Genomic DNA, 13505 nt, shown 5'->3' on the forward strand with positions numbered 1-13505 from the left:
TCTAAAAATGTTCGAAGTATTCAAAACGACTATTATGCATTCAGGAATTTACGCCATTAAAAAACAATAATTTTGCGGCAGAAAAGGCTTTTTTTTGAAATTAATGCAACTTAGAATTTGTTTTTCACTTCATTATAGTCAATAAAATAACGGACACTAATAGAAAAAACGTGTTTTAGTTGATCATTGGTCAATAAAGTAGTTACTTTTTTTCCGAAATCCTTATCTATTTCTCTCTGAAAATTGGCTGCATTATTTCTGTATAAAACAGAGATTTCGCTTCCTGGGGCAAACCACCAAGAATAGGAGATGTCACCATTCCAGGAGAAAAAACTGGAGTTCTTATTTTGGGTGTAAGTATTATAATCCGCTAATCTGCCGTTTTGTTGCAACGATAAGAAGTTTTTATTTTCGGCGTACGACCAATAATGGCGTAAGGAAAGATTGAAAGTCATTTTGCTGTTAACAGAATATTTCCCGGAAAGAGAGTTGGAATAGGTAATAACATTTCGATTGGCAAAAATAATGGCATTAGCCGTAGATGCATTTAAATCATCATCAATACTGTCTACAAAACCTTTATTGTTGTTTTGTCTAAAAAAGTTAAAGTTGTAATTCAACGAAAATTTATCATTGAAACGGTATCTTGGGCCTATGTCAATGCCAAAAGAATTTCTTCCGGGTTCACTCAATATAGCAAATGAAGGATTGACGTCAATAGCAAACTTATTATTGTAATTTGAAGAAAAGTAGAACCATCCGCCCAATCTTTTTGGAGAAATCAAATACCTGTTTTCCGTTCTGGACTCATAATAATCATGGGATTCAATTGGACTGGCATTTATCCCTAAACCAAAAAAATGATTTTGTTTATTATTCGAATTAATGTTAAGGTTGATTTTATTTCCCTGAATTTTTCCAGTCTCTTTTTGAAACTGGGTATATAAATTGAGATTTACACGGAAAGAATTGAAGTGTTTTGTAGGATTTAAAATTCTATAACTTGCATTTCCATACATAGCATAATAGTTAGTTTCAAAATTGATTCCTAAATCATTATTATCGAAATTTTTTGACACTATTTCTGTTCCTACACTGTATCGGTATTTGCCAGAAGTCTCTCCTAAGTTCAACGATGTTGCTGTTCCTTTTTTGTCTTCAATATCATTTATGTAACTGTATTTGAAATTTCCAGAAAGATTATACGTGTTTTTCTTGGTATTTAAATCCCAAACCATTGCAGATACATTTCCATCGCGAAAACTCCCATTTCGGGTTACATTGGTGTTTATAAATGAAACCGAAGAGTTTTTTCGGAAACGCTGATCCAGTACCAAAACATTATAATTTGCTAAGGGTTCAACCATTTCTTTTCTTATTTCTTGAGTATCGTTATTCTGTATTGACGCATATGTTTTTTCAGTAACAGCATTCAAAATTCCTATTCCAAGACCATCTTTTGTTCGACCGGAGACTTTTAGCGCATTAATCAAATTAACGCTTGAAGGATTTTCAATGATTTTTTCGTCGTTAGAAACGGTTGGATAATTTGATGGTCTACCACCAATTCGTCTTGAATATAATAAATTTCCTTTGCTGAATAAATCAGTTCCTTCTGTAAAAAAAGGTCTGTTTTCATTGAATTGCTGCTCAAACGGACCTAAGTTTAAAATTTGATCGTCATATTTTGTTTGTCCAAAATCTGGAATAAGAATCATATCCAGCGTAAAAGCATCGTTAATTCCGTATTTTATATCCAAGCCGCCTTTGATTGTACCATACGTCTTCTGTCCCTTTCCAGCATTTACATAAAAGGAAGAATAAGGCAGAAGAAAAAGTCGGGTAGGAGGTTTTATATTTTCAATTCCTTCTAAGGTACCGGATTGTTGTGTAAAAGTGCCAAGTTTAGAATCGATAAAATTCCACGAATATTTATGTCTGTCTCGTTGTATTTCTCTAAAAAAATTCAATCCCCAAGTTTGTTTGTTTTCGCCAGAAAAACGAAGTGCAGCATAAGGTATTCTCATTTCAACAATCCAGCCAAAATCAGTGATTACGGCTTTGCTTTTCCAGACGGCATCCCAGGAATAATCTTCTCCATTGGTATCTGTTCCGAGACAGTCTGCTTGTCCGTCAGATGCCGAAACAATAAAACGAAAATCTTGTTGCCCGTCATTAAAACCATTTACAAAAACACCAAAAAGATCTGATGACCCAAAATTATCTCTTTGTGAAATTTCTTTCATGATTTTTTTTGGCTCATTGTCATACATTAATGCCGCAACATAGATGGCGTCATTGTCATATAAAACTTTTACTTCAGTTTTTTTATTTTCTGGAATTGCCTTGCCGTTATCTGGCTCAAACATAATAAAATCTGATGCTACGGGAGCTGATTTCCATGCTTCTTCATCTATTTTTCCGTCGATGGTTATGTTTTCTGAAATAGATTTAGTTTGCAGCACTTTTTTTTGGCTATGGCCAAGAACTGAAAAAAAGAGAACGAGTATTAGAAGTAATTTTCGCATGCAGTTTTGATTAATTTGATTTGATTGATGAAATTCTTTTGATTGAATTTTAATAATAGACTAAACTTTTAAGAATTCGTTACAGTTTTTTAAGGAAAATTTAAGTCGTATTTTTTTGCATAAAAAAATGAGATTGAATACCAAGGTGTTCAATCTCATTTTATACAAATCTAATATAGGTTAGAATTTATTTTTGACTACATTATAATCAATGAAATAGCGAATAGATACAGAAACAATATTTGTGAGATTTCCATTAAAAACACTTTTAAAGTTAGTATTCAAATTCTTCTCAACCCTACTAGCTCTTTCAAGCGAATAGTTTCGATACAAAAACGAAATTTCGCTTCCTGGTGCAAACCACCACGAATAAGCCAAATCAAAATTCCAAGAATTAAAATTCCGGTCCTTATTAGCGGAATATTCATTGTTTGGAATTAAATAACCGTTGTTTTGCAGCGTAAAAAATTCATGGTTTTGAGAATAGGACCAGTAATAACGGGCCGTAAGGTTGATGGTCATTTTATTATTTATCGCATATTTTCCAGTAATGTCATTTTGTAGTATTTCCCTATTGCGCTCTGCAAAAATAATTCCGGCATCATCAAAAGCTACCCAGCCTCTGTCGTTTTTTTTACGGGTATAATCTAATACATAAGACAATGAAAATTGATCATTAAACCTGTATTTAGGACCCAGAGCCAGGCCGTAAGTAATTCTGCCGTTTTGGTCGTATTTTGTGAAACTAGGTGTAAAATCAAAAGTAAAAGCATTGTTGGTGTTGAATTCTGTTCCAAAATAAGAAGAAACTCTTCTGGGCATTTGCAGATACCGGCCATTTTCTCGTGGTTCATAAAAATCGAAAGTTTCTACGGGAGTAAGAACCAGGGCCAGTTCAAAGTAATTGTTGTTTCGTGATCTGGCTTTTACGACCGTTTTATACCAAGCTTCTTGCAATTTACCGGTTGTATTCTGGATTTCTAAATTTAATTCTTGTTCTACCTTAAAAGTATTAAAAAACTTTGTAGGATTCAAGATTCTGTAACTGGCATTTGCAAAAGCACTGTGATAATTCGTGTAGAAAATAATTCCTAGATCATTGATATCATAATCTTTGGAGAGATATTTTCCGGAAAGGTAGTATCGATATTTTCCGCTTGTTTTTGCAAAGCTTAGAGAGGTTTTAAAACCGGTATAATCTTCGGTTGTATTAATGGAGCTGTATTTAAAGTCTCCAAATAAGCTATACGTATTTGCTTTTGTATTCAAGTCGAATAATAGAGCGGAAACATTGGCATCCCTGAAACTCCCAGTGCGAGTAGTATTAGCATTCACAAACGAAACCGATGAGTTTTGGTTAAAACGCTGATCTAAAACTAACATATTGTAATTAGTCAATGGTTCAATAACTTCTTTTCTGGTTTCGTTGGTGTCATTGTTTTGTATGGTAGCGTATGTTTTTTTAGTAATAGCATTCAAAAAACCAATTCCCAAACCTTTCTCCGTCCTGCCGGAAATTTTCACAGCATTGATTAGTTTCACGCTACTAGGGTAATTGGTGATTTCTTCATTAGCTGCAATTTGTGGTTCGGTACTTGGTGCGCCACCAATTCTTCTGGAATAGAACAACCCTCCTTTGTTAAATAAATCCGTTCCTTCAGTAAAAAAAGGACGATTTTCATCAAGTCTTTGTTCAAAAGGTTCAAGATTCAAAATAGCATTGTCAAATTTTGTTTGCCCAAAGTCAGGTATTAAAATGGCATCTAATGTAAACGAATCATTAATTCCGTATTTTATATCTAGGCCAGCTTTGAATGTGGTGCTAGATCCTATTTCGTTTTGCTGATAGTAGGCTGAGGAGTACGGTATAAAGAAAAGACGGGTTGGCGTTTTTATATTTTCTATCCCTTCAAGAATTCCAGCTTGTGGAATCACCGCGCCTATTTTGGTGTCAACTCTGTTCCAAGTATATTTTTGGACATCTCGTTTAATTTCCCTCATGAAATTGATGCCCCAAGTTTGCTTTTGTGCGTTCGAAAATCGCAAAGCGGCATATGGGATTTTCATCTCTACAACCCAGCCAAAATCAGTAAGTGTTGCTTTACTATCCCAAATGGCATCCCATGTAAAATCTTCGCTGTCTTCAGTCGCTAAACAATCCATTTGAACACCGGCTGAACTTACATAAAATCTAAAATCTTGCTGTCCGTCATTAAACCCGTTGATGTACACGGAAAAAATATCGGAAACTCCAAAAATATCGCGGTTGGTGATTTCTGTTTTTATTTTGGCAGGATTATTGTCATATAGTACAGCGGCAACGTAAATGGCGTTATTATCGTATAGTATCTTTACGTCTGTTTTTTTATCAGTACTAATTGGTTTTCCGTTATCAGGCTCATACATAACGAAATCAGTAGCCACGGAAGCAGTATTCCACGCTTCTTCATTTATTTTTCCGTCAATTGTAATGTTATCCTTTATAGATTTTGCATGAAGGACTTTTTTTTGACCATAAGTGGTAATACTGCAAACAATTAAAATAAGTAATGATAAATAATGATATTTCGCCATGAATTAGTAATGTATGTGGACAAAAATAACAAAATTTGTAGATATTGTATTTTTATTTCAATGTTATTAAGCAATATTTTTTAATTTATTTTGTTATATTATATTTAAATTTATCATAATTTTTGTTTCAACGGTGAATTTATGTGTACGTTTGCCATTCCAAATTAATATTTAACTAAAAGATATTCAATGATTTATAAGACGTTACCCGCAATTTTGTTTTTACTTTTTTCATTTTCAACAAGCAAACCCAATATTTCTGAACCAAAGATTGTTAAACCTGTAATATATGCCAAAGTAGTAACTACTAGTATAGACGCTAAGATTGAAATGGTTTATAATAGTTTGCATTCCAGTGAATTTAGTTTGCCAAAATTAGAAAGCTTTACTGAAGCTTTGAAAGGTTTTTATTTGTTGAAAGAAAAAGGATTAGTTCAAAAAGATATTTTGACTTTGGTTGATTTTAGTTTGTCATCTAGTACCAAAAGACTTTGGGTTATCGATTTGACAACAAATACAATACTGTATAATTCCCTTGTTGCGCACGGAAGAAATACAGGTGATGATTTTGCCTCTTCTTTTTCAAATGCAGCAGAATCGTATAAAAGTAGTTTAGGGTTTTATGCTACAGGTGAGATTTACAATGGAAAACACGGAATGTCACTTAAGTTAGATGGATTGGAAAAAGGAATTAATAATAACGCAAGAAATAGAGGTGTGGTAATGCATGCGGCAGAATATGTTTCTAATTCGTTTGTACAAAGTAATCATAGATTAGGGAGAAGTCAGGGTTGTCCTGCTATACCGGTAGAATTGTCTAAAGATATTATCAATGCGATAAAAAATAAATCGTGTTTCTTTATTTATCATCCATCAAGAAGTTTTAAATTGGATTCTGAATTAATTTCGTAATTTATTGAACATTATAATATGTTCCTCAATATTTTCGATTTCAAATGGCATATCTTTTTAGGTATGCCATTTTTTCGTTACTACAAGTATTTTCTGTTGGTTTTCCTTGTCGAAGAACAGGATGAGGTAAGGGAAAGGTTTCTTTTGCACTAATTTATATGATATTTTGTATTCTTTGTAAAATAATTTTTCAGGGAAATAAAGGTATAATAATTTCATATTAAATTCTTTATGCCTAAAATGTGCTTTCTTAAAAAGCTTTTGAATGTAATTTTATGATTTTTTTCAAAAAAAAAACTTGCATTGAACCTATATTATTATCTATATTTGCACCGTTGTTAATGCGAAAGTAGCTCAGTTGGTAGAGCTCCAGCCTTCCAAGCTGGTTGTCGCGAGTTCGAGCCTCGTCTTTCGCTCTAAACCTCAAATTCTGGTTTGAGGTTTTTTATTTTACTGTTTCAATGCGAAAGTAGCTCAGTTGGTAGAGCTCCAGCCTTCCAAGCTGGTTGTCGCGAGTTCGAGCCTCGTCTTTCGCTCCAAAAACCTCAAACTTTTGTTTGAGGTTTTTTATTTTAAAATTGTGCGAGTCCCGAAACTTCGGGATATCCCGTGAACGAAGTGATACGGGAAGCCTCGTCTTTCGCTCTTCAAAGCCGAAACTTAATTGTTTCGGCTTTTTTTATTCTGATCTCCTTTCAAAATCATTTTATAAAACTCAAATCAGATCCGTTTTCTAATTCTTCAGGAATTTGGTTTTGTCTAAAAAGTCTGGCTGATAAATTGCCTTTTAAAGTTATTTTTTCACCTTTAACGTCCAGCCAGCTTCCTTCTCGTAATCCTAAAACAGGGACGGAGTTAAATGCATGAAATTCTTTGATTCTTGTTTCGCGTGTTTCGCCCATATGTTGTGATTGTTTGTCAGCATCTAAATAATGGGGATTCAAATTGAAAGGAATCCACCCTAAGGTTTTAAAACTTGGAGGATAAATAATGGGCATGTCATTAGTAGTTTGCATCGTCAGTCCACAAATATTGCTTCCTGCGCTTGTCCCTAAATACGGCGTTCCATTTTTTACTGCTTCTGCAAGAATGGTCATAATGTTGTTTTTGTACAATTGGGATACCAATAAAAACGTATTACCGCCACCAGTAAAAATTCCTTGCGCATCTTGAATTGCTGATGTTGGATCTTCAAATTTATGGATTCCTTTGACCGCTATATTTATTTTGGCGAAAGCCAAAGCTACTTTTGCGGTATATTCATCATGTGAAATGCCACCAGGACGTGCATATGGAATAAAAAAAATTGTTTTACAGTCCTTGAAATGCAACTTCAATTCAGGTAAAAGATAGTCTAAATAGTCCCCTCCATGAAGGGTTGAAGTGCTAGCGATAATAATATTTTTCATTTTTATATAGGTAAAAATAGTTTGGGATAAAGATATTAAATCGTGCTTTTTAAAGTTGTTTTTTATAATGTTTAATTAACATATTTTTACCAAGTTATTAGTAATTAATTTAGAAAAGAGTAAGATACTTTTACCATTCTTACAATAATTCAAATTTCACTTTAACCTAATGACTAGAGCTGTACGCGTTTTTTTTATTTTGATGGCGACAAAAGCATTAACGCAAGAGCCAATTCCTGAAAACTTGCATGGAAAAGTTATTGCAGGCTTGTCAAATCTTGAAGGGATTTATGTCATTAATTTAAAAACTGAAAAGGCTGTGATTACAAATAAAGAAGGGGAATTTTCGATACCTGCTACAATTGGAGACACGTTAATGTTTTCAGCGCCTCAATTTAAAACGATAAGAGTTGGCGTCACTTCGGAATATTTTCAACAAGATTTATTTTCTGTTAAAATGAATCCTATTGTAAATCAATTAAAGGAAGTGATCGTTAGAAGATATACAAATATCAATGCGGAATCATTGGGGATTGTTCCTAATAATCAAAAAAAATATACGGCTGCGGAACGTAAATTATATACTGCTACTGACCTTAATGCGTCGGCGAGTGTAAGCGGGATGGCAGGCGGTTCTATTTCTGCAGATCCCTTATTGAATTTTCTTTCCGGAAGAACTAAGATGCTTAAAAAAGAGATTGAAGTCGAGAAGAAAGAGTCGTATTTGAAGCAACTGGATAATTTATTCGATATAGATTATTTTGTAAATAAGTTAAAAATACCTTCTGAATATGTAAAAGGATTTGAATATTATGTTGTGGAAAATGAAAAATTTACAACTATTCTAAAATCGAATAATAAAACAATGACCTCTTTTTTGATTGGGGAATTAGCTGTTAAGTATAACGAAATTATAGCCAGTGAAAATAAATAATACGCTATTGTTCGCTTTCTTTTTTTTGACCCAAATTGCATTTGGACAAAATAATGCTGAAATAGAAATTCAAGGTAAAATAACCGCTGATTCTGTTGCTGTTGAAGGAATAAATGTATTGAATTCAACGAATCAGAAGACAGCTGTTTCAAGTAAAGACGGTTCTTTTTCGCTATTTGCAAAAGAAGGCGATGTTTTAGTGTTTTCAGCTGTGAATCTTACTACTTTATATCGAAGAATAAATAAGCAAGATTTAGTTTTGGGTAAAATTAAAATTCAAATGACTCCCAAGAGTATTCCGTTAGAAGAAGTTATTATCAATGAAAATTCAAAAATTACTGCTGAGAACTTAGGGATTATTCCATATGGTCAAAAGAAGTATACTGCAGCGGAAAGACGCTTAGAAACAGCAGGAGATTTCAAACCCATAATGTTATTGAACTTATTAGGCGGATCAATGCCGCTTGATCCACTGATAAACAAAATTAATGGAAGAACTAAGATGCTTAAAAAAGAGATTGAAGTCGAGAAGAAAGAGTCATATTTGAAGCAACTGGATAATTTATTCGATATCGATTATTTTGTAAATAAGTTAAAAATACCTTCTGAATATGTAAAAGGATTTCAATATTATGTTGTGGAAAATGAAAAATTTACAATTATTTTAAAATCTAATAATAAAACAATGACCTCTTTTTTGATTGGGGAATTAGCTGTTAAGTATAACGAAATTATAGCCAGTGAGAATAAATAATACACTACTGTTTGTTTTCTTTTTTCTGACACAAATTGCTTTTGGACAAAATAGTAATGAAAAAGAAATTCTGGGTAAAATCACCGCTGATTCTGTTGAAGGGATAAATGTATTCAATTCAAGGAGTCAGCGTGGAACTGTTTCAGATAGAGATGGTTTCTTTTCGCTATTTATAAAAGAAGGAGATATTTTAGTATTTTCAGCTGTGAATCTCGTAACTTTACGGAAGAAAGTCACTAAGGGAGATTTTTTGTCGAATCGGATTGCAATTCAAATGACAACCCAAAGCATTCCTCTAAAAGAAATTATCGTCAATGAGAGCTCTAAAATAACGGCTGAAAATCTGGGAATTATCCCTTATGGCCAAAAAAAATACAGCCCTGCAGAAAGGAAATTATATACCGCAACCTCTGGCGGTGGTATTGACGGTTTGTTAAACACAATTTCGGGACGTAAAGCAATGCTTAAAAAAGAAATTGTTGTAGAGAGAAAAGAAAATTCGTTATCCAGACTTGAAGTTCTTTTTGAAAATAAATATTACACTGAAACTCTGAAAATTCCGAGTGATTATATACGGGGATTTCAATATTATTGTATTGAAGATCCCCCATTTGCAGACGCATTGAGTACGAAGAACAAAACGTTAACGATGTTTTTGATTGTCAGTTTAGCTGAAAATTATAATAAAACCATTGAAAATGAAAAATAAAATAACAATCCTTGTTTTGTGTTTATTTTGTCAATTTTGTGTGAGTCAGATATTGACAAGAAAAACGTTGCATGGTCAGGTCGTAAACGATTCTATTAAGTTAGAAAATGTGATCGTTTTTAATGTGAATTCTAAAACGGGACTGCTCATAGGACCAAAAGGGTTTTTTAGTATTCTGGCAAAAGTGAATGACACCTTGGTTTTTTCGAGCTTAGCATTCAAATCCAGAAAAATTGTACTTACTGAAAAACAACTTTCGACTCCTCTATTACGAGTGAAAATGGAGGCATTTACAAATCAGCTAATCGAAGTTATTGTTCCCGTAAAAAAGGTACTAAAGCCAAATTTGGGAAATACACAGAGCATTGTTGATAAGCAATATTTTGACGACGAAAAGTCTTCTCCAAAGAATAGAACAATGCCACCGAATGGGAATATTGAAAACGGAATGAACTTTGTACGAATTTATAAAGATGTTCTAAAATCATTGCGAAAAAATAATCTGGAGGTAATAGATTTTACAGAAAATAAAAGTTTTACCGAACTAGCTTTGAAAAGGGTTGGGTATGATTTCTTCGCTAATACATTACAGTTAAAGGATGATGAAATTAGACTTTTTCTGATTTTTTGTGAAAATGATCCTAAATCAAAATTGCTTCTTAATTCCGAAAATGAATTTCAATTAATTGACTTCCTTGTTACTAAAAACAAGGAGTATAAAAAAATTACTGCTATTGAAAACTAAAAGTAGCCGGTTTTAAGAATTGAAAACGGAAGAGACTTTATGAAAATTGGTGGTATGATTGTTGTTTACTGTATTAAAAATAAACCTAAAAAACGAAGAGTTTAAAAGAATTGCTACTTTTGCCAAATGAAAAAAATAATCTTATATACCTTTTTCGGACTTTTAATTTTGACAACATCAGCCTTTAGTGTTCATAAATTTTATATGGCAATATATCAGGTAAATTATGCTCCCGAAAAGAAAATGTTGCAAATAACTTCTCGTATTTTTGTCGATGATTTAAATAAGGCTTTGGAGAAAAAGTATAATAAAAAGTTGAATTTAGGAACTGAAAAAGAAGCAAGTGAGGAAGTCATATTACTTAAAAAATATCTTGCAGAAAATTTTTCAATCAAAGTAAATGGGCAATCGAAACCTATGACTTTTTTGAGTAAAGAAGTGGATGGAGATGTTTTGGTATGCTATTCGAATATTAAAGGGGTTTCCAAAATTTATTCGGTTGAAATTTCTAATTCAGTTTTAATAGATTGGAGCTCAGAGCAGCAAAACATTACACATATTACGGTACTGGGTACAAAAAATAGCATACTCTTTACCGATTCTTCAAGGAATGGAGTGTTAAAATATTAATATTGCAAGTATCTTTTGTTGAAAATTGTTATTTTCACAAACTGAAATAACTACCCTTTTTATTTATGAAAAAAATATCTCTATTATTGTTTCTTCCGGCGATTTTATTAGCCCAAGAAAAAGCATCTACCGTAACCCCAAAACAACCAGGAAAGTACGACACGAACAAGTTCAGCCAGATGTATGATTTATTAGCTACGCCTAATATGTTTCGTACGGCATCGGGAGCTCCCGGACCAGCCTATTATCAGCAACAAGCGGATTATAAAATAGACGTGGAATTAGATGATAAAAACGCAAAATTAAGTGGCTTGGAGACCGTAACTTATTACAACAATTCGCCGGATAATTTAGAGTATTTATGGGTGCAATTGGACCAAAACCAAGCAGCTAAAAATTCACAATCCCCCTTGGCAGAAGGTGAAAAAATAGAACAAGTTTTGCCAGCGGAGAAATTTGCAAATAAATATCTGAAGCAAGGTACAGATCGTGGGTTTAAAATCGAATATGTAAAAGATGCGAAAGGAAATCCCTTATCTTATGTCATAAATCAAACCATGATGCGTATTAACTTAGCTACTCCTTTGAAACCAGGTGAAAAATTTATATTTTCAACTAAATGGTGGTACAATATTAATGACTACATTCAGGATGGAGGTCGTTCCGGTTATGAACCTTTCGAAAAAGAAGGAAATAAATTGTATGTAATTGCACAGTTTTACCCTAGAATGGCCGTTTATAATGATGTTGAAGGTTGGCAGAATATGCAATTTTGGGGAGGTGGAGAATTTGCTTTGCCTTTTGGAAATTTTGATGTGAACGTTACCGTTCCGGCAGACCATGTTATGGATGCGACAGGAGAATTGATGAATAGAAGCGAAGTGTTTACACCAGCACAGGTTAAAAGATACGAGTTGGCTCAAAAATCATTTGACAAACCCGTTGTAATTGTAACTCAAGCAGAGGCTGAAGTCAATGAAAAAGGATTTTCTGATAAGAAAAAGACGTGGAAATTTAGTGCTAAAAACGTAAGAGATTTTGGTATTGCCACTTCTAGAAAGTTTATCTACGATGCAATGGCAGTGCAGCTGAGCAATAAAGTGGTGATGGCTGAATCTGTTTATCCAAAGGAAGCGAATCCGCTTTGGGGAGAAACTTCTACCAGAACAGTCGCTCATACCTTAAAAAGTTATTCCTCCCACACTTTCGATTATCCGTACCCAAAAGCAGTTTCTGTTTCAGCGGAAGACCAAGGAATGGAATATCCTATGATTTGTTGGAATTATGGACGTCCAGACGAAAATGGCGTGACAAGCGAGCGTACAAAAAATGGAATGATGGGCGTGGTAATACATGAAGTAGGACATAACTTTTTCCCTATGATTGTAAATTCTGATGAGCGTCAATGGACTTGGATGGACGAAGGATTAAACTCGTTTATGCAATATATGGCCGAACAAGAATTAGGAACTAATTTTCCATCTAATCGTGGAATTCCCAGTAAAATTGTTCCTTACATGAGCGGAGACCAAAAATTATTGGAGCCTATTATGTCTAACTCTGAAAATATTATTCAGTTTGGTAATAATGCTTATGGGAAACCAGCTGCCGGTTTAAATATTCTTAGAGAAACCATTATGGGAAGAGAATTATTTGACCATGCATTTAAAATATATGCAAACAGATGGAAATTCAAACATCCAACGCCGGAAGATTTTTTTAGAACAATGGAAGATGCTTCGGCAGTAGATTTAGATTGGTTTTTTAGAGGCTGGTTTTACTCGACTGATTTTGTTGATATTGGTATAAATGAAGTAAAACAATATTATGTTACTGAAACACCAACTGCAGAATTGAAAGATGTCAAGGTAAGAAAAGGACGTTTTGGTTTGGATAAAGGACCATTTGTATATTTAGTTTCTGATAAAAGCGCCGAATTAAATTTGGCTTCAAAGAAACCATTGAAGGTAGAAGAAGTAAAATTACTTTCGGAATATGTAAACCAAAAATTTTCAGCTGAAGAAAAAGCAAATTTAAAAGCACCTAAGTATTTTTACGAAGTAGAATTCAATAAGCCTGGAGGAATGTTGATGCCTATTATTGTTGAAATGACTTATGACGATGATACGAAAGAAGTTTTTAAATATCCGGCGCAAATCTGGAGGAAAAATAACGATACTGCTAAGAAAGTATATGCTACTGAAAAAGCAATAAAAAAGATTCAGATTGACCCAAAATTAGAAACGGCGGATATTGATGTAACGAATAACACTTGGCCAAAAGTTGAAATAAAAACGAAATTTGATTAGG

10 protein-coding genes and 2 tRNA genes are annotated in these 13505 nt (G+C 33.3%); 9 read left to right on the forward strand and 3 right to left on the reverse strand.

What is annotated here, in order from left to right; all coding sequences use genetic code 11:
- Positions 1-110 precede the first annotated feature (110 nt).
- Positions 111-2528, reverse strand: a complete 2418-nt coding sequence (locus tag ACFX5F_RS02140; RefSeq protein ID WP_379849460.1) for a DUF5916 domain-containing protein — start codon at positions 2526-2528, stop codon at positions 111-113.
- 180 nt (positions 2529-2708) lie between these two features.
- Positions 2709-5102, reverse strand: coding sequence for a DUF5916 domain-containing protein (locus tag ACFX5F_RS02145; RefSeq protein ID WP_379849462.1), 2394 nt, complete (start codon positions 5100-5102; stop codon positions 2709-2711).
- Positions 5103-5291: 189 nt separating this feature from the next.
- Between ACFX5F_RS02145 and ACFX5F_RS02150 the strand changes: the two genes are divergently transcribed.
- The 3 genes from ACFX5F_RS02150 to ACFX5F_RS02160 all read left to right on the forward strand — a co-directional run bounded on the left by ACFX5F_RS02150 (position 5292) and on the right by ACFX5F_RS02160 (position 6553).
- Positions 5292-6014, forward strand: a complete 723-nt coding sequence (locus ACFX5F_RS02150; RefSeq protein ID WP_379849464.1) for a murein L,D-transpeptidase catalytic domain family protein — start codon at positions 5292-5294, stop codon at positions 6012-6014.
- A 343-nt stretch (positions 6015-6357) separates the two neighbouring features.
- Positions 6358-6430 (forward strand) — tRNA-Gly (locus tag ACFX5F_RS02155).
- Positions 6431-6477: 47 nt separating this feature from the next.
- Positions 6478-6553 (forward strand) — tRNA-Gly (locus ACFX5F_RS02160).
- Between the two features lie 162 nt (positions 6554-6715).
- On the opposite strand, the gene pepE is transcribed toward ACFX5F_RS02160, so the two are convergent.
- On the reverse strand, positions 6716-7423 hold the full coding sequence (gene pepE / locus ACFX5F_RS02165; protein WP_379849466.1) for a dipeptidase PepE: 708 nt from the start codon (positions 7421-7423) through the stop codon (positions 6716-6718).
- Positions 7424-7592: 169 nt separating this feature from the next.
- On the opposite strand from pepE, the gene ACFX5F_RS02170 reads away from it, so the two are divergent.
- The 6 genes from ACFX5F_RS02170 to ACFX5F_RS02195 all read left to right on the forward strand — a co-directional run bounded on the left by ACFX5F_RS02170 (position 7593) and on the right by ACFX5F_RS02195 (position 13504).
- Positions 7593-8357, forward strand: coding sequence for a hypothetical protein (locus ACFX5F_RS02170; protein WP_379849468.1), 765 nt, complete (start codon positions 7593-7595; stop codon positions 8355-8357).
- Positions 8344-9111: a peptidase associated/transthyretin-like domain-containing protein gene (locus tag ACFX5F_RS02175; protein ID WP_379849470.1), complete on the forward strand. Its 768-nt coding sequence runs from the start codon at positions 8344-8346 to the stop codon at positions 9109-9111. Before ACFX5F_RS02170 ends, ACFX5F_RS02175 begins: the two co-directional genes overlap by 14 nt.
- Positions 9098-9820 carry a carboxypeptidase-like regulatory domain-containing protein gene (locus tag ACFX5F_RS02180; protein ID WP_379849472.1) on the forward strand — a complete coding sequence of 241 codons (723 nt, stop codon included), beginning with the start codon at positions 9098-9100 and terminating at the stop codon, positions 9818-9820. The genes ACFX5F_RS02175 and ACFX5F_RS02180 overlap by 14 nt, the downstream gene beginning before the upstream one ends.
- Positions 9810-10565, forward strand: a complete 756-nt coding sequence (gene bamP / locus ACFX5F_RS02185; protein ID WP_379849474.1) for a BamP family beta-barrel-assembly machinery protein — start codon at positions 9810-9812, stop codon at positions 10563-10565. Before ACFX5F_RS02180 ends, bamP begins: the two co-directional genes overlap by 11 nt.
- Positions 10566-10691: 126 nt before the next feature.
- Positions 10692-11195, forward strand: a complete 504-nt coding sequence (locus ACFX5F_RS02190; RefSeq protein WP_379849476.1) for a DUF6702 family protein — start codon at positions 10692-10694, stop codon at positions 11193-11195.
- Between the two features lie 65 nt (positions 11196-11260).
- A complete protein-coding gene (locus ACFX5F_RS02195) occupies positions 11261-13504 on the forward strand; it encodes a M1 family metallopeptidase (RefSeq protein ID WP_379849478.1) in 2244 nt (747 codons plus the stop codon).
- The last annotated feature ends 1 nt before the right edge of the window (position 13505 follow it).

Source organism: Flavobacterium zhoui (assembly GCF_042787235.1).
Lineage (GTDB): Bacteria > Bacteroidota > Bacteroidia > Flavobacteriales > Flavobacteriaceae > Flavobacterium > Flavobacterium zhoui.